The sequence below is a fragment of the Alteromonas sp. R7 genome, from assembly GCF_055755235.1.
In genome coordinates, this window is the sequence record NZ_JBVTQX010000001.1 from 145732 (window position 1) to 163366 (window position 17635).

Sequence of the window (17635 nt, forward strand, 5' to 3'; positions counted from 1 at the left end):
CTAAATAACGCTTAGCTTGCTTAGCGTAGATAGGCGGCTAAAGTAAGATACTCGAAGGTGTGACTTAGGCCAGTAATGTTGTGGCATCGATTTAAAGCGCTAATTTATTGAGCTAATTTGAAGCGCTAATATAAAGAGCACGCCACAAGCGAAGTAAGAGTAATAATATGAAAGCATTCACGGCCTTCGCGCCGGCATCAATTGGAAATGTGAGCTTAGGCTTTGACGTACTGGGCGCAGCGCTTGCGCCCGTTGATGGCACTAAGCTAGGTGATGAAGTTGAAATAAAGGCGGCTGAGTCATTTTCACTAGAAACGGTGGGGCGCTTTGCTCACAAACTCCCGGGCGATGCAGACAGTAATATTGTAACCAAGTGCTATCACTATTTCTGTGAGCAAATGGAAAAGGCTGGAAAAACAACCTCTCCTGTTGCGCTTACGCTTCATAAAAACCTTCCAATAGGCAGCGGGTTGGGTTCAAGCGCAAGCTCTATTGTGGCAGCGTTTGCAGCGTTAAATGCTTACTTCGACACTCCGTTCGATGAAGATACTCTGCTTATAATGATGGGCGAATTAGAAGGCCAAATAAGCGGTAGTATTCACTATGATAATGTTGCTCCCTGTTACTTAGGTGGTATGACGTTAATGACAGGTAGCGATGCGCCGGTCACACTGTCGTTGCCGTTAAACGACGAATGGTACTATGCCGTCTGTTATTCAGGCATTAGCGTATCAACGGCGGCTGCTCGCGATATTTTGCCTAAACAGGTGGAAATGGCGAAGGCACTAACCTTTGGTCGACAGCTAGGTGTGTTTGTACACGCCTTACATGTAGGTAACTTTGATTTGGCAGCATCGGTAATGAACGATGTCATAGCCGAACCTTACAGAAAATCGCTACTGCCTGGCTTTGATGACGCTCGTGCGTTTAGTGAGCAAGCGGGTGCGCTCGCTTTTGGTATTTCTGGCTCGGGACCTACGGTTTTTGCCGTGTGTCCAAGTAAAGCGCAGGCGGAAAAAGTCGCCGCCTATTTAACAGAGAACTACATTCAAAATGAAGATGGCTTTAGCCATGTGTGCCAAATACCAAGCCAAGGCACCATTGTTTCTTAAGGTACATAGCTTTTTAAGGTATATGGTTTCTTAAAGGCAAATGATTTCCTAAAAGCACAATAATTTTTTAAAAGATTAAAAGGGCAGAGTACTTGCCCACATAAAAAGGTAACAGCAAGTGGAATTGGTAAATTTAAAAGATTCATCGGACACAGCAAATTTTGCTGAAGCCGTTAAGCGGGGCTTAGGTAAAAACCAAGGGCTTTATTTTCCAGAGCATATTCCTACCCTAGACAATATTGACGAATTGTTGGAAAAGCCATTTGTAGAGCGCAGTATTGAAGTACTTCGCGCCCTTATCGGCGATGAGCTGAATAATGGCGAGCTAGAAGAAATTGTTCAGACCGCATTTGCTTTTGGTGCACCAGTTGAGCAGGTCAACGATAACGTATACTGCTTAGAGCTTTTCCATGGCCCAACACTAGCGTTTAAAGATTTTGGCGGCCGCTTTATGGCGCAAACCCTATCGCGTATTAGTGAAGGGAAGCCAGTTACCATTCTAACAGCGACTTCAGGTGATACCGGCGCAGCGGTTGCACATGCATTTCACGGCATCGACAATATCAACGTGGTTATTTTGTTTCCAAAGGGCAAGATTAGCTCGCTGCAGGAAAAGCTATTCACTACGCTAGGCGGTAATATTCATACCGTTGCTGTTGAGTCAGACTTTGACGCATGCCAATCACTAGTAAAAACCGCGTTTGACGACCCTGACGTACGTGAAGGCCTTCACCTGAACTCAGCAAACTCAATCAACATCAGCCGTTTACTAGCGCAGGTTTGCTATTACTTTGAAGCAGTAAGTCAGTTGCCAAAAGAGAAACGAGACCAACTCGTTATTTCAGTACCTAGCGGTAACTTTGGTAACCTCACGGCTGGCATGATTGCTAAATCGTTAGGTTTACCTATAAAGCGTTTTATCGCAGCAACTAACTTAAACGACACGGTACCTCGCTACCTTAAAACCGGCGAGTGGGAACCTAAGGCGACGGTTGCGACCATGTCTAACGCAATGGATGTGAGTCAGCCTAATAACTGGCCGCGAATAGAGGCGCTTATTGAGCGTGGCTATATCGACAAAGCGTGTCTTAAAGGTGAGATGGTTGACGAAGAATATACGCAGCTTGCTATGCGTCAATTAGCGCAACAAGGCTATACCAGCGAGCCACATGCCGCGATTGCCTATCGCGCAGTAAGTCATGACTTAGAAGACGGCGAAATTGGTTTGTTCTTAGGAACAGCGCACCCGGCTAAGTTCAGAGAAACCGTTGAAAACGTGCTAGGTAATCCAATCAGCTTACCGAAAGCGTTGGCCGATGTAGCAGGCGAAGACAGCTTAGCGGTAGACTTGCCAGCGTCTTATGATGCACTTAAGCAGCATATGATGGATTTGCTTAAGTAATGACACCCTCGGCTACAACATGGCAAAGCGCGCTTGGTGATGAAAAGCAAAAAGACTATTTTGTTACGTTGCTTGAGCGCGTGAAGCACGCTCGTGAAGCGGGAAGCGTTATCTACCCGCCTCAGTCTGACGTATTCAATGCGCTTAAATACACGCCGCTAGACGAAGTAAAAGTCGTGATCTTAGGTCAAGATCCGTACCACGGTCCTAATCAAGCCCATGGACTTTGTTTTTCAGTAAAAGCTGGCGTTAAAACACCGCCATCGCTTAAAAATATGTACAAAGAGCTGTTGTCTGATATTGAGGGTTTCACCGAGCCTAATCACGGCACGCTGACGTCGTGGGCGGAGCAAGGGGTATTGCTACTTAATACTGTATTGACCGTTGAGCAGGGCAAAGCACATAGCCACGCGAAATGGGGATGGGAAACCTTCACCGATAAGGTTATCGATGTGGTCAATGAGCACTGCCAAAACGTTGTGTTTCTTCTGTGGGGAAGCCATGCGCAAAAGAAAGGTAAGCATATTAACCGTGAAAAACACCACGTTTTACATGCGCCTCATCCGTCGCCACTCTCAGCACACAGAGGCTTTTTAGGTTGCAAACACTTCAGCCAAACAAACGAATACCTTATTGCTAAGGGCAAAGAACCCATTAATTGGCAGGTATAGTACTGGCACAAATAGCAGCTAGCCACACAGCAAGTGTGGTTGCCCCATTCAGCGCCCTATCAATAGCTAGCTCACTAGATAAATGCCTAAATAGCTATGAGACCATGTTATGCGGTCTGGCCGCAATTAGGCACAGAGCATATTCCTTAGCGATTACGCTATTACATAGAGCCAGCGAAGAGACACCATGCTTGCAAGTGAAGCATTTACAGCACGCTAGAAAGTAAAAAGGCCGCCTGTGTAACAGGCGGCCTTCGTTTTACCTTTCCAGTGTCTCTAGCTCGTACTCGAAACCACAGTCGAGTTCGGCCAGTTCTTTTTCTAATTTGTAGCGATCTTGTAGCGCTTCGATTTCTCTCCACTTACGTTTTTTGCTTTTGGTTTTTGCTGGGCTTGCTTCGATGTCTAACATGGCAAATAGATCTGATTTATCCACTGGGATCTCCTTTTTATACCACTACAACTAATACAGAGTTTTTGTTTTTAATTCCCTCTGTACAATTTTGTATCACAGCCGCCACTAAAATAAAATAGTTTAATTTACCTTTTATTAACAAATTGTGACGATATGATGACAACGGTAAGGAAATGTCCAGTGTGTTTAAAGCGTGAACAATAACTGTATGTAATTGATCCTATTTGTTTTGTTAGTAATCAATTGCACAGTGTTACGGACATCAAAAATGTCTGTCGTATTGTCGATGAAAACCGCAACAAAAAACGGCTAGCTTCCGAAAAAGCTAGCCGTTCAGTTTGTTATTTGCACCAATTGGGTGATTTTAAATCACCTCGCATTCCTTATTTTGGTGCATTCGCTGCTCTAAATTTGGCAATCAATTGTTGTGTTGAAGCGTCGAAATTATCTTTGTCTGCCTCGCCTTGAATGCCTGCAAGTACTTGGTTTCCTAGTACTTTACCTAACTCTACGCCCCATTGGTCGAATGAGTTAAGGTTCCAGATAACACCCTGAACGAATACCTTATGTTCATACATTGCAACCAGCGCGCCAAGTGTTTTAGGCGTAAGGCTATCAAACAAGAAAGTATTGCTAGGCTTGTTGCCAGGCATGGTTTTATGAGCGGCCAAGCGTTTGCGTTCAGCGTCGTTTAGGCCTTTACCGTCAAGGTCTGCATAACACTCTTCAAAGGTTTTACCCTGCATTAGTGCCTGGGTTTGACCAAAACAGTTAGACGCAAGCATAGCGTGATGCGTGTCGTCCTGGTTAGGAACGTTAAGTGGCAACATGAAGTCTGCTGGGATAACGCCAGAACCTTGGTGAATAAGCTGATGGAAGCTATGCTGGCCGTTTGTACCTTCACTGCCCCAAATAATTGGGCCAGTAGGGTAATCTACGTGCTCACCTTCTTGCGTCACTTCTTTACCATTACTTTCCATATCTAACTGCTGTACGTAAGCTGGTAAGCCGCGAAGATAGTGATAGTAAGGTAATAAAACGTGTGATTGCGCGTCGAAGAAGTTTCTGTACCACACACCTAACAGTGCAAGTAGAACAGGCATGTTTTCTTCTAGCGGTGCGGTTGTGAAATGGGTGTCCATGTCAAACGCACCTTCAAGTAAGCCTTTGAAGTTTTCAAACCCAAGGGCTAGCGAGATAGGCAGGCCAATAGCAGACCACAGTGAGTAACGACCGCCTACCCAATCCCACATAGGGAAAATATTGTCGGCGCTAATACCAAACTCGGTGGCTGCTTTAACGTTTGAAGACACGGCTACAAAGTGTTTAGCAATATCTTCTTGTGTACCGCCAGACTTTAAGAACCAGTCTTTAGCCGTAAGTGTATTTTGAAGCGTCTCTTGGGTAGAGAACGACTTTGATGACATGACCACCAAAGTTTCTTCAAAATCTACGCTAGATAGCACATCGTGAATGTGGCAACAAAGTGAACTTTCACTGCATCAACGGTATGCGGCTTAAGTGCCTCGGTCATAATCTTAGGACCAAGGAACGAACCACCAATACCAATTGCCACAATGTGCTTGATAGGCTTGCCGGTATAACCTTTGTGTTCACCGCTGTGAACCGATGCGGTAAACGCTTCAATTTTTGCAAGCGTAGCATGCACTTCAGGCATTACGTCTTCGCCATCTACCAGTACTTTACGGTCTGAGAAATTACGAAGTGCGGTGTGAAGCACAGCGCGACCTTCTGTTGAGTTAATCTGCTCACCAGAAAACATCGCGTTGCGAAGGGTTTCCAGTTTGCAGGCTCGGGCAAGGTCGAAAAGTCCTTTAAGCGCGTCATCATTTACACGGTTTTTCGAGTAATCAAGAAAAATACCGCAGGCTTCAAGCTGCATCTTGTTCGCGCGATTTGCATCTTGTGCAAACCAGTCGCGCATGTGCGCATCTTTTACCGTTGCAGCAAGTTCAGACAGTTTTTTCCATTCAGGAAGAGAAGTTAAAACACTCATTGTTTCAATAGCCCTTACGCGCTTAGTTTTTCGCGAAGCATGGTTTCAAGTTTTTCCTGATCTGCGGCGAAGTTGCGGATGCCTTCAGACAGCTTTTCGGTTGCCATTGCATCTTCGTTCATTGCCCAGCGGAATTCGCTTTCTGTTAAGCGGTCACCTGGTGTTTTTGTAGCGCCATTGTCTTTAAGTTTAACCTCTAGATCGCCAGGCTCGTTTGCCAGTTCTTCTAGCAGTGCTGGGCTAATGGTTAGACGATCACAACCTGCCAACGCTTGAATTTCACCAATGTTACGGAAGCTTGCGCCCATCACTACGGTATTGTAGCCGTAGTCTTTGTAGTAGTTATAAATTTTAGTTACAGATACTACGCCTGGATCTTCATCTGGTGCGTAAGACTCAGTACCGGTCGCTTTTTTGTACCAGTCTAAAATGCGCCCTACGAATGGAGAGATAAGATAAACACCGGCCTCTGCACAAGCTTGTGCTTGGGCGAAGCTAAATAGAAGCGTTAAGTTACACTGAATGCCTTTCTTCTCTAGCTCTTCTGCTGCCTGAATACCTTCCCAAGTAGAGGCAATTTTAATAAGAATGCGTGACTTATCGATACCCGCGTCTTCATATAGCTGAACCAAACGTTCCGCTTTTTCGATAGTGGCGGCAGCGTCGAACGAAAGGCGTGCGTCTACTTCAGTTGAGATTCGGCCTGGAATAGTTGCAGAGATTTCTTTACCAATGGCTACCGCTAGTTTGTCTGCTGCATCGGTAAGCTGCTGGTCAGCGTCGTTTGACTGAAGTTTTGCCCATGCTACAGCATCATCAATTAGGCTTGCATATTGAGGAAGACCAGCCGCTTTTAAAAGTAGCGACGGGTTAGTTGTGGCATCGACTGGTTGATACTTTTTAATGGCATCGATGTCGCCCGTGTCGGCAACAACGGTAGTGATATCACGTAATGAAGCTAACTGATTGCTCATAATTCTCTCTGTTCTTTATCAAAATAAATTTGGACAACTCGCTGGAAAAGCCAGTTGAATAAAACGGTTCGCTTGCGCGTGTGTAGGGCTTCGCGCTTGCGTTCTTTTTTACCAGTTCTTAGTTCTTTAACAAGTACTGGTACATGCAGCGCTTTGGTAATTGAGGTACGTTCACGGAGGGTGTATCTCAATTATTGTTTGAATAATTATTTGTAACGCTATTTATATCAAACCCGTGTGACAATTCATACATTGAATAGCGACAAAATGGCTAATCGGATTTCTCTGTTAAGCCAATTTACGTCTTTCTTATGCCATTTTGCTTTTTGAAGCGTATCAGGTGGTACAATAAGGGCGTAAAAATTAAGGAGTCGAAATGTTAGTTGTAGTATCCCCAGCAAAAAATTTAGATTTTGAAAGCGAAATTCCTGTGAGCCAGTTCACTCAGCCTGCCATGCTTGAAGACACTGAACGTTTGATGGAAGTTTGCCGCACTTTATCTCCGGCTGACCTATCATCGCTGATGAAAATAAGCGACAAGTTAGCAACGTTGAACGCCAACCGTTTTGCTGAGTTCTCTACACCGTTTACTCCCGATAATGCACGCCAAGCAATGTATGCGTTCAATGGCGACGTGTACACAGGGTTAGATGCCTACTCGCTTGATAGCGAAACGGTCGAATATGCGCAACAACACCTTCGTATTTTGTCTGGCCTATATGGACTACTTCGTCCACTAGACTTAATGCAGGCCTATCGTTTAGAAATGGGCACAAAATTAGCAAACCCAGAAGGCAAAGACCTGTATGCGTTTTGGGACGATCGCATTACCTATATGCTTAATAAGGCATTAGAAGCGCAGGGTGATAACGTGTTGATTAACCTTGCTTCGAATGAGTACTTTAAAGCGGTGAAGAAGAAGTCGTTAGACGGCATGATCATTACGCCAACGTTTAAAGACTGCAAGAATGGTCAGTATAAAATTATCAGTTTCTTTGCGAAGAAAGCCCGTGGTTTAATGGCGCGTTATATTATTGAAAACCGTGTAGAAGACGTAGAAGGTCTGAAAAACTTCGACGTAGATGGCTATGTGTTTAGCGAAGAACAAAGCTCATCAACGGAACTTGTGTTTCTGCGTAACCAAGAAAGTTAAGAGAAAACCCAGAAATAGGGGGTGTAAGCAAGCTTGCCTATTGTCTCTTAAAGCAATGGCCTCTCTTTTTTTCTTGTGAGCGTGCTGAAGTGGGTAAACCATCATTATGGAATACCCACTTTTAGTTTACTCACTGCATAAAAAAGTTCTTGTATTGTTCTCTTAGCTCTACTTTGCGAATTTTCCCTGTACTTGTCATAGGTAGTGCGTCGCAAATAAATATATGTTTGGGTACTTCAAACTTGCCAAGCTTCTCCTTACAAAATGCATTGATGGCTGGCAACATCTCTTGTGTTAAGTCATTACCCACTATGCATGCGCAAACCGCTTCACCCCAGTGAGGATGAGGCACTCCTATAGCAGCTGCAGCTTCTATTTCTTTCATTAAGCAAAGCGTTTGCTCTACTTTTTGAGATGACACATTTTCTCCTCCAGACTTAATGGTATCTTTTACCCTATCGATAAACATTAGTTGGCCTTTACTATCGATAAATCCTAAGTCACCCGTGTGGTGCCAACCAAATTTATATGCGGCTTTGCTGGCGTCTTTATTTTTATAATATCCATTCATAACTTGCGGGCCTCGCCACACTATTTCACCTGTTTCGCCCTGTTCCACTTCTACACCTTCCTCATTTATTACGGCTTGCTCGTTAAAACACAGGGGAACACCCCAGTAGTTACCCTCTGCAAATTCAGTTTCACATCCGTCTTTGAACAAACTAGAAACAGGGCTAAATTCTGTTTGCCCACTGCCTAAGTGGACTTTGCAGCCAAAAGCATCGCGAATTTGCTGACGATTCTGCTCACTCATTGGCGCCATACCGTAAATGGCTAATTTAAAGTCGCTAAGATTTCGTTCGTGAAAGTTATCTGTTGCCATTAATGCATTCCACATCATAGGTAAAAGCACAGACGTTTCTATTTTCTCACTTTCTAAGCTGTTCGCTATTTGGATGGGATCGAATGTAGCGTGAAGCGTACAGCATCCACTTCTTAAAAACGTAGGGTAGAGTATTGAAAGGGCGGTACAGTGAAATAGCGGAAGAACGAGTAACATTTTGCACTGTGCGCTTAGTTCTAGTTCTATTGCCGCAGTAAGTGCTGCAATGGTTAGTGAAAGGTGAGATGTTTCAACCGCTTTGGGTTTTGAGGTGGTCCCAGACGTGTAAATCATGTGGGCTGTGTCTCTGTCGTTTATTATCCTGTCTTCAATTTCTGTGTCGCTATGCTCTTTGATAAAGGGCTCAAATGCGAACGTTGCCTTGCCCTTATCTTGGCCTAACTGAATGGTGAAATGTATGTCGTCATTATTATTAGTGCTTGCAAACACAAGATCTGAGAGTAGAGGGTCGAAAACGACTACTTTGGAACCGCTGTGTTCAATATTAAAGGTCACGTCGGCAACGCTTTGCATAAAGTTAATAGGCACTGCAATAACGCCCAGTTTGTAGCAGGCGAAGTAAGTAACAACAACATCTATCTGGTTTACCGCTAACATCGCCAGCTTATCGCCTTGTTTAATGCCTTCACGCATCAGCGCATTGGCTAATTTATTAACTTTTTTGTTGAGCTCGCTATAGGTTACGGTACGGCGTTCATTGTGATAAAAGTCGACTAGTGCAGGCAAACTGCCGCTATCTCGTGCGCGCCTGCGCATTAAATCTCCCATGGCTACGCGTTCTACCAAGTTTCTTTCTAACTGTTGTGTTCTCATGCTTGTGTCCTTGTCGTTAACGCAAAACCTTAGGTGTAATGCTTCTGTGGAAGCCATCCCACGTTTCGCTGGCAGGCTGGTGAAGGTTCTGCAAAGGGAAAAGTGCTGGAACCGACCCCATGCTGGCACCACCGTCTACAAATAGTGTTTGCCCAGTGATGAAGTTCGCACCCTTGCTTAGTAGAAAGCACACCGTAGAAGCGATTTCAGCTTCGCTGGCAATTCGTCCTAGCGGAACCGCGTGCTTTAGGTTTTGAATAGCGTGTTTCATATCTTCGGGGTAGGTGTCTAGCCCTGACGATGCTACCCACCCAGGCGCAATAGCATTGACCCTGACGCCAAATGACCCCCATTCCCACGCCGCGGTTTTAGTGAGGTTTTCAACGCCTGCTCGGGCGGCACCAGAATGTCCCATACCCGGCATACCATTTTTGTTGTCAGCGGTAATGTTGACAATATTGCCGCCATGATTTTTAAAGTGCTTACTGAATAGGGCTTTAGCCATTAGAAAGCCTCCAATTAAATTAGTTTGAATAACGCGTTCAAAACCGTTTTGGGATATGTGCGAGAGTGGGGCGCGAAACTGACCGCCCGCCATGTTTACCAACCCGTGCACGCGTTTATGCTTTTCAAGCAATTCGTTTACGGTGTGTGATACGTCATCTTCACTACGTATATCAAGCGTGTAATAACAGGCTGTGCCTCCATCGCTTTTGATTTCTGCAGTGGTGTTCACAAGCTTATCTTCACTTCGGCCAATCAAAATAACGGTTGCACCTAATGAGGCAAGTTCATGGGCAGTACACCGTCCTATACCACTGCCTCCTCCAGTTATAACAATCGTTTGCTTTAAAAAACTTCCTGCTGCTAACGTTGATTGATATGGCATTCACTCACCTTTGTGTTTGGTAAAAGGGATCAACGACACTGGCACGTTAATAGGCATGGTTAATAACGTTTGCGCTGCTGATTTGCCCTGGCTATCAGTGCGAAGAGATGCGGTGCCGCCGCCTCCTAATGCATCAGTGAGTAAAAAATTGAAGCTGTTAATGCCAGGTAGGGCATACCGAGAAACACTTCCTTTTACTGAATAAGCAAAAAATTGCTTCACCATATCAGCAGTTAGAGCCCGATTTAAAAAGGGAAAGAGCTTTGGATGTCGCGCGATCACCCCAATGTTTAAGTTGTTACCTTTGTCGCCGCTTCGGGCACACACCAACTCAACTAATGGAAGAGAGACTGAGTGCTCATTTTCAAGCTGTACTTCTTGAGTCGGTTCAGGACGACATGCTTCTTTCTGGGATTGAATGGGAGTAGCGTCAGTTTGGTAAGTAGTGTGCGCCACAATGACGTCATTTTTTTGAATACTAACCGAAACCTTATTTTTGTTGATTAAAAACGAGTGCACCCGAATAAGAGGTTGTGGCTTTGGGCGACCGGCGCCAAATCCCGCCATACCAGGCGCAGCCGATGTAGCCAAATACGCCATTTCACTGGCACAAAAATAAAGGGCTTTACTATCACTGTGATGAAGTGTGAATTTGGCTATTACCTCTCGTGTATGTTCTGCATTAGCATGGGGGCCAAAGGTTGCTTCGCTGCCTAATATTTCAATACAGGTGTCTTTAAAAGGCGGCATACCTTTTTCTTCGAGCGCGCGTTCGGTTCTAGCTACTAGCGCATGAATATTGGTAAGTGCTTTTTGTTTTGCGTTAAAGCCAGCAATAAAAAAAGCGCCGGTAAGTTTATAGCCGTCTATGTAGGTTGCACATACCTTATAGTCGTTACCAGGCGCTTTGCCTTTTGCACCATGCACGCGCACGGCGTTGCTATGCATTTGCTCTAAAGATACCAGGGTAAAGTCGCAACAAACATCGGGTAGAAGATAATTCGCAGGGTCGCCAATTTCGTACAGCAGTTGCTCGGCCACTGTGAAGGTTGTTACCAGCCCACCTGTGTTTGGCGGGATCACAATAGTAAACTCGCCGCTTGGTTCAACCTCGGCAATGGGGTAGCTCATGTCTGAAAAGTCGGGCACTTGCTCCCAATCGGTAAAATTTCCCCCGGTGCACTGAGCACCGCATTCGAGCAAATGTCCTGCAAGCGAACCTTGCGCGAGCGCGTTGTAATCGTCATAGCTCCATGAAAACTCATGCATTAAGGGCCCAAGCACGAGCGCGCTGTCTACCACTCTACCTGTAATCACAATATCGGCACCGGTGGCTAACGCATCGGCAATTGGCTGTGCACCTAAATACGCATTCATCGATGCAAGTGCATTGGGTAATTCATTGCCATTATCAAGGTCATGGGTGTTAGTTTCAGCCAAGGTTTCATTGCGCATATCGTTAAGCAAGTTATCACCGTACACGCCTACAATATTCAAATTTAGGTTGAGCTGTGCACACAGCGCATTAAGTGATTCTATACAGGCCGGCACGTTTACTCCCCCCGCATTTGCAATCACTTTTATGCCTTTTTGTGCACAGTCTTGCAGTACGTCTCTCATGGCCACGGTGATAAAGTCGACGGCATAGCCTAGCTTTTCATTCTTTGCTTTGGCTTGCGATAAAATGGCCATTGTTACTTCGGCTAGGTAATCAAAAACAAGGTAATCTATCTCACCTTTTTCAACTAGCTGCCTTGCAGAAAGCTGGCTGTCACCATAAAACGCAGAAGCACCGCCTATACGAACCTTATTTTTATTCATGGATGACCTCATCGGCTTGAAGTATGGTGGCTATGGTTTGTTTAGATTTAACCTGATCGCCAGCTGTAATTGGAGAGAGGTGAACCGTACCTTTTATGGCTGCTTTAAGGGGGTGTTCCATTTTCATCGCTTCCATAATGGCCACCGTATCGCCCGCATTTACGGTACCACCTTGCTCTACAAGAAGAGCAACGATGACACCGTCCATCACTGCATTCACTTGCGCTGTGCCCTGTGTTTTTTGGCTATCTACTTTGCTGTGCGTTACGCAGCTAAACATGAAGTGACCTGTGCCATCGTCAATAAATAGCGTGTTACCGTTCGCAGCGTATGAGGCCGTGCTTCGCAACTTATCTGCTTCTACTACCAGGCTTTGTGGCGTTAAGTCTAATAATGTTAGCGTTACTTCTGTTTTAGTACCTGTGTCGCAGATTCGATAGTGATTAGTGAAAGGCGTAACAGTCATTGATGCGGTGACATCGTTGCATGTAATAATGATGGGGTAAGCAAAGCCCATGGTGTGTTGCCAAGTGGGTGTGAGCTTATTTAATGCATTATCATAAACCAATGCACTGGCATGTTTGTTTTGTGTTAACGCAAACAGCAGTGCAGCTTTCGCTAATATCGAAAACGATGGCGAAAGGCTTCCTTTCATGTCGTCGTGTTGTGCGTGTTGCTCAATAAATGCCGTTGTTACATCGCTTCCCAAGAACGCTGAGCTTTGCACAAGATTTTGTAAAAAGTGTTTATTGGTATTTATTCCAATTATCTGTGTTTCGCGAAGCGCTCTCGCCATTTTTCTAACCGCGCTCGCTCTGCTTTCAGCTTTAACAATTATCTTGGCAAGCATTGGATCGTAATGACTGCTTACTTCCATGTTCTGATAAACGCCGTGGTCGGTTCTAGCGTTCGTGGCAGGTTTCCATACTTTTACCTTCCCAGTTTGTGGCATGAAATTTTTGCGCGGCTCTTCAGCGTACAGGCGTACTTCTATGGCGTGACCGCTTATTTGAATGTCTTCTTGTGTGAAGGGAAGCGATTCTTTACAGGCTACTCGCAGTTGCCATTCAACTAAATCTAGTCCCGTTACTAACTCTGTAACCGGGTGTTCTACCTGCAAGCGCGTGTTCATTTCTAAAAAGTAAAATTGCTTGTCGCTATCAACTAGAAATTCTACCGTGCCTGCACCACAGTAGTTACAAGCCTTTGCAGCAGCCACAGCGGCCTCTCCCATGCGTTTGCGTAATTGCTCATCCACAAACGGCGACGGGGCTTCTTCAATCACTTTTTGGTGCCGGCGTTGAATTGAGCAATCTCTTTCACCTAAATAAAGCGTGTTGCCGCAGCCGTCTGCAAAAATTTGAATTTCTATATGTCGAGGCGCAATTAACGCACGCTCTAAAATAAGTTCGTCATTTCCAAATGCGTTTAAGGCCTCAGATCGAGCCGTAGAAATATGAGCTGCCAAATCACTGGCTTCATGCACTAAACGCATACCCTTGCCGCCACCACCAGCGCTGGCTTTCACCATTAAAGGAAAGCCAATGTTTTTGGCATTTTCTATGAGTGCCGCCTCACTTTGGTCGCCGCCTTCATAGCCTTGAATACAGGGAACATTAGCCTGCAGCATGGCTATTTTTGATAAGCGCTTGCTACCCATCAAGGCTATGGCGTCTGCGTTTGGGCCAATAAAGGTTAAGCCAGCGTCTTCACATGCACGTGCGAAGTCAGCGTTTTCTGATAAAAAGCCATACCCAGGGTGAATAGCGTCTGCCTGTGTTTCAATTGCAGCGTTTATCACTTTTTCACTGTGAAGATACGACGATGTAGGATCGGCAGGACCAACGAAAACAGCTTCATCAGCTTGCAGTACGTGCAGCGCGTTGCGGTCAGCCTCGCTATAAATAGCAACGGTAAAAAAGCCCAGCTTATGTGCGGTTCGAATAATACGACAGGCAATTTCGCCGCGATTAGCAATGAGTATTTTTTGAATATTTCGCGTCATAATGTGTTCACTCACACCAAGAAGGTTTGCGTTTTTGAATGAAGGCTTGGGTTCCTTCCACCCCTTCTTCAGACGTCAGCGACTTAACAAATGCCGTAGCAGCGCCGTCAAGGATCTGTTCAAGTGGCGTGTTATTTAATGCTAATAACAAACGTTTAGTATTTGAGTTTGCTTGCGGTGCGCATTGTTTTATTCGGGCAATCTCTTTGTTTACCTGTTCGGAAATGGCGTTTGTTTGACAAACGCCATGCACTAAACCCAAGCGCAATGCCTGTTCGGCGTTTAGCTTTTCACCAGTAAGTGCCAATCTTTTTGTTTGATCGATCCCAATGCGGCTAGCCACAAATGGCGCTATTTGCGCGGGAATAACACCTAACCCTGTTTCAGGAAGTGCGAAAAAGGCGCTGTCACAGGCAATGGTTATATCTGCTACACAAGCTAAGCCAAAACCGCCGCCAAGTACCGCGCCTTCAACCACAGCAATGACTGGCTTGGCAGAGTGTTTTACTTGAGTAATCATGCGACCAAAACTACGATTGAAGTGCCAAATAGTGTCTTCTCGTTCAGATTCACTTAACGACGATAAATGCATGTCAGAAATATCGCCGCCAGCGCAAAAGTTGCCATGGCTTCCCTGTATTACGACGACCCGTAAATTATTCATATCTTCAACGCGTTCAAAACACTGCATAACCTCTTCAACCAATGTTAAATTCATGGCATTTTTCTTATGCGGGCGGTTAAATTGAATGTGCAATACGTTGTCAGTAAGCCGTGCGGTAATTTCTTTGAATACCATTGATTCTAAGTGGGGCATCCAGTTGTCCTCTTTAGTCAAATTGAGGCCTATAGCCTGCCTACGCCAAAGCTTGTAGGGTGAAGTTGCTTCGTTTTAGCGTGCTGGCAAATAGAAAGAACAAAAGCAACAATCGAGCGGGTATCTCTTGGATCTATAATGCCGTCATCCCACAAGCGAGCAGAATTAGCGAGGGCACGTGATTTAGCTTCCATTACAGAGACGGTATGTTGTTCTAGTGCGGTTAGCTTTTCCTCATCTACGCTGCCACTTCGCATCATTTTGGCGTGAGCAACGGTACGCAGCACACTACCAGCTTGGGCGGGGCCCATCACGGCGACGACTGAGCGGGGCCATGAAAACATAAAGTCAGGCTCAATGCCTCGTCCAGCCATGGCGTAGTTTCCTGCGCCGAATGAACCTGCCAGTACGATGCTAATCTTGGGAACAGTAGCATTGGTAACTGCTTGAATGAGTTTTGCGCCGTGCTTTATGATGCCTGCGCGTTCAGACTCTGTGCCCACCAAGAAGCCGGTGGTGTTGTGTAGAAACAACAAAGGAGTGCCAGCTTGTTCACACAACTGGATAAATTGTGCTGCTTTAGCTGCGCCTTTCGCAGTAATAGGCGCATTGTTGCCAATAACGCCACACGGTTGCCCTTCAATGGTGATGTATCCGCACACGGTGCCCATATCAAACTCGGGTTTAACGTCAACAAAATCCGATTTATCAGCGATACGGGCAATGACTTCACGCACATCAAATGGAGTCTTGGCGTCTTTAGGAACGATGCCAAGTAACTCATCTGAAGTATAAACAGGAGCAACATCGCTAGGTGTAGTAGCTTCGGAAAAATCTCTATTCCAGCTCAGCATTTGCGTGACTTCACGGGCAATGCGAATACCATCGGCATCGCTCTGAGCAATGAAATCTGCTACGCCAGAAACCTCACTGTGCATCTCTGCGCCACCTATTTCTTCGTCAGTGGCTATTTCTCCTGTTGCGGCTTTTAATAAAGGCGGACCTGCAAGGTACACCGTAGATTGATTGCGTATCATAATTACATAGTCTGACAGTCCAGGCTGATACGCACCGCCTGCTGTGGCACTGCCATGCACAACCGTTATTTGCGGAATACCTGCGGCCGACAAGCGAGCCTGCATAGCGAACCCCGCTGCAGAAAACCCAAACCAATCACCTAGCGAAGTAAGGTCGCCGCCACCACTTTGCGATAACGCTATTACCGGTAATTTTTGCTGAAGTGCAATGTGATACAAGCGCAGCCGCTTTTTGCTACCAAGTTCGGTTATGCTGCCACCTTTAGTGAGGTAGTCATCAACCATAACAATACTGCGAGTGTTAGCGACATAACCAATGCCGGCTATTACTCCGCCACCAGCGGCACTGCCGTCTTTGTCGCCTTCTTGCAGATACCCACATAATGTTGAAAGGGGAAGAAACGGCATGTTGGGGTCAAGCAATAAGGCGAGTCGATTGCGTGGTGACAGCAGCCCTTTTTCTTCGTAACGCGGTGCTTTTTCTTGCGCGTTTTGAATGACGTTTTGCTCGATAGTGCGAAATTCGGCAACGGCGTCTTCCATAGCGGCGTAATTGTTACTATAAGATGTACTTTTAACGTCAATATTAGACTGAAGAATGGCCATGACTTAGCTTCCTGCGTGCGCGGTCTGATGTTCCGCAGTGTGATTGAAAAATGGCGTTGTGGCCGCTTTATTGTATTCCCCTTCAAGTTGTTCAATCAGGCTATGTACTGGAATCACTGAGCGAATTCCACTTACGCCATGCCCTGCGCTCCACATGTCTTTCCAAGCGTTACTGCCGCCTAAGTCTAAGTCGACATTTTCTTTACCCTCAATCGACGCCAAGTCTACGCCAGCTCGAGTTATAGAGGGCTTTAAGAAGTGACACTTGACGCCAGTGAAGGTGTCAGTAAACACAAGATCGTCTACGTTGGCGTTAACCAACATGGTTTTGTAATCAGGGTCTACTTCGGCTTCGTTCGTTGCTATAAAGCGTGTGCCCATATAGCTGTAATTAGCGCCTAAAATCTCTGCGGCTCTAATTCCGTAACCATCATTAATAGCGCCAGCAAGTACCAGTGGGCCTTGCCAAAACTCTCTCACTTCACGCAGAAGCGCGAAAGGGCTTACCTCTCCTGCGTGACCGCCAGCACCAGCGGCAACTAAGATTAGGCCGTCTGCGCCTGCTTCAATGGCTTTTCTCGCGTGGGCCACAGTTATTACGTCGTGAAAAACAATGCCCCCCCACTGATGGACTGCATCAATAACAGGTTTAGGATTACCTTGGCTGGTGATAACAAACGGAACTTTATGCTTTTTGACTATCTCGAAGTCGGCATGAAGGCGCTTGTTCGAGGCGTGCACCACCAGATTCACAGCGTACGGCGCCACTTTAGCTGCTGGGTTAGCCTGTTTTTCTTCATCTAAGGCTGCGGTGATGGTGGTCAACCATTCATCTAACGCTGTTTGAGTGCGAGTATTAAAAGCGGGAAAACTACCTACCACGCCATTTTTACACGTGTTAATCACTAAATTTGGGCTAGAAACTAAAAACATGGGGGCGCAAATTACGGGTAACCGCATATTCTTATTCAGCATTTCTTGAACGATGTTCTTCATAAA

At 45.7% G+C, this 17635-nt stretch carries 13 protein-coding genes and 1 pseudogene; 4 read left to right on the plus strand and 10 right to left on the minus strand.

Translation table 11 applies throughout. The features are described 5' to 3' along the window. Positions 1 to 167 precede the first annotated feature (167 nt). The 3 genes from thrB (at position 168) to ung (ending at position 3185) form a co-directional block, all read left to right on the plus strand. Complete coding sequence (gene thrB, locus AC0J2X_RS00650) at positions 168 to 1112, plus strand: homoserine kinase (RefSeq protein ID WP_069944805.1); 945 nt, start codon at positions 168 to 170, stop codon at positions 1110 to 1112. Between the two features lie 118 nt (positions 1113 to 1230). After that, a complete protein-coding gene (gene thrC / locus AC0J2X_RS00655) occupies positions 1231 to 2514 on the plus strand; it encodes a threonine synthase (RefSeq protein WP_014950485.1) in 1284 nt (427 codons plus the stop codon). Next, positions 2514 to 3185, plus strand: coding sequence for a uracil-DNA glycosylase (gene ung, locus AC0J2X_RS00660; RefSeq protein WP_014950484.1), 672 nt, complete (start codon positions 2514 to 2516; stop codon positions 3183 to 3185). Before thrC ends, ung begins: the two co-directional genes overlap by 1 nt. Positions 3186 to 3444: 259 nt before the next feature. Here ung and AC0J2X_RS00665 read toward each other — a convergent pair whose 3' ends face one another. The 3 genes and pseudogenes from AC0J2X_RS00665 to tal form a co-directional block, all read right to left on the minus strand. Then, on the minus strand, positions 3445 to 3621 hold the full coding sequence (locus AC0J2X_RS00665; RefSeq protein ID WP_012519516.1) for a DUF3545 family protein: 177 nt from the start codon (positions 3619 to 3621) through the stop codon (positions 3445 to 3447). Positions 3622 to 3983: 362 nt separating this feature from the next. Then, a pseudogene (gene pgi, locus AC0J2X_RS00670) lies at positions 3984 to 5617 on the minus strand (glucose-6-phosphate isomerase). Between the two features lie 14 nt (positions 5618 to 5631). Further along, positions 5632 to 6591, minus strand: coding sequence for a transaldolase (tal, locus tag AC0J2X_RS00675; protein WP_472995676.1), 960 nt, complete (start codon positions 6589 to 6591; stop codon positions 5632 to 5634). Between the two features lie 376 nt (positions 6592 to 6967). On the opposite strand from tal, the gene yaaA reads away from it, so the two are divergent. Next, positions 6968 to 7744, plus strand: coding sequence for a peroxide stress protein YaaA (gene yaaA / locus AC0J2X_RS00680; protein WP_039218774.1), 777 nt, complete (start codon positions 6968 to 6970; stop codon positions 7742 to 7744). A 130-nt stretch (positions 7745 to 7874) separates the two neighbouring features. On the opposite strand, the gene AC0J2X_RS00685 is transcribed toward yaaA, so the two are convergent. Genes AC0J2X_RS00685 through AC0J2X_RS00715 form a run of 7 tightly spaced genes read right to left on the minus strand, consistent with a single transcriptional unit; the run spans position 7875 to position 17632 of the window. Then, a complete protein-coding gene (locus AC0J2X_RS00685; protein ID WP_156086832.1) occupies positions 7875 to 9461 on the minus strand; it encodes a class I adenylate-forming enzyme family protein in 1587 nt (528 codons plus the stop codon). 16 nt (positions 9462 to 9477) lie between these two features. Next, entirely contained in the window at positions 9478 to 10350 is an 873-nt protein-coding gene (locus tag AC0J2X_RS00690; RefSeq protein ID WP_156086831.1) for an SDR family oxidoreductase, read from the minus strand. Beyond that, on the minus strand, positions 10351 to 12171 hold the full coding sequence (locus tag AC0J2X_RS00695) for an acyclic terpene utilization AtuA family protein (protein ID WP_156086830.1): 1821 nt from the start codon (positions 12169 to 12171) through the stop codon (positions 10351 to 10353). After that, on the minus strand, positions 12164 to 14176 hold the full coding sequence (locus tag AC0J2X_RS00700; RefSeq protein WP_069944905.1) for an acetyl/propionyl/methylcrotonyl-CoA carboxylase subunit alpha: 2013 nt from the start codon (positions 14174 to 14176) through the stop codon (positions 12164 to 12166). Before AC0J2X_RS00700 ends, AC0J2X_RS00695 begins: the two co-directional genes overlap by 8 nt. Before the next feature lie 7 nt (positions 14177 to 14183). Then, complete coding sequence (locus AC0J2X_RS00705) at positions 14184 to 14993, minus strand: enoyl-CoA hydratase/isomerase family protein (protein WP_069944798.1); 810 nt, start codon at positions 14991 to 14993, stop codon at positions 14184 to 14186. Between the two features lie 29 nt (positions 14994 to 15022). Continuing rightward, a complete protein-coding gene (locus AC0J2X_RS00710; protein ID WP_069944797.1) occupies positions 15023 to 16636 on the minus strand; it encodes an acyl-CoA carboxylase subunit beta in 1614 nt (537 codons plus the stop codon). 3 nt (positions 16637 to 16639) lie between these two features. Continuing rightward, positions 16640 to 17632: an NAD(P)H-dependent flavin oxidoreductase gene (locus AC0J2X_RS00715; RefSeq protein WP_069944796.1), complete on the minus strand. Its 993-nt coding sequence runs from the start codon at positions 17630 to 17632 to the stop codon at positions 16640 to 16642. Positions 17633 to 17635: the final 3 nt, after the last annotated feature.

Coding starts and splice junctions, on each gene's coding strand:
- ung (WP_014950484.1), top strand. CDS start 2,514: ATGACACCCTCGGCTACAACATGGCAAAGCGCGCTTGGTGATGAAAAG.
- AC0J2X_RS00690 (WP_156086831.1), bottom strand. CDS start 10,350: ATGCCATATCAATCAACGTTAGCAGCAGGAAGTTTTTTAAAGCAAACG.
- AC0J2X_RS00715 (WP_069944796.1), bottom strand. CDS start 17,632: ATGAAGAACATCGTTCAAGAAATGCTGAATAAGAATATGCGGTTACCC.
- AC0J2X_RS00700 (WP_069944905.1), bottom strand. CDS start 14,176: ATGACGCGAAATATTCAAAAAATACTCATTGCTAATCGCGGCGAAATT.
- AC0J2X_RS00710 (WP_069944797.1), bottom strand. CDS start 16,636: ATGGCCATTCTTCAGTCTAATATTGACGTTAAAAGTACATCTTATAGT.
- AC0J2X_RS00695 (WP_156086830.1), bottom strand. CDS start 12,171: ATGAATAAAAATAAGGTTCGTATAGGCGGTGCTTCTGCGTTTTATGGT.
- yaaA (WP_039218774.1), top strand. CDS start 6,968: ATGTTAGTTGTAGTATCCCCAGCAAAAAATTTAGATTTTGAAAGCGAA.
- thrB (WP_069944805.1), top strand. CDS start 168: ATGAAAGCATTCACGGCCTTCGCGCCGGCATCAATTGGAAATGTGAGC.
- AC0J2X_RS00705 (WP_069944798.1), bottom strand. CDS start 14,993: ATGCCCCACTTAGAATCAATGGTATTCAAAGAAATTACCGCACGGCTT.
- tal (WP_472995676.1), bottom strand. CDS start 6,591: ATGAGCAATCAGTTAGCTTCATTACGTGATATCACTACCGTTGTTGCC.
- AC0J2X_RS00685 (WP_156086832.1), bottom strand. CDS start 9,461: ATGAGAACACAACAGTTAGAAAGAAACTTGGTAGAACGCGTAGCCATG.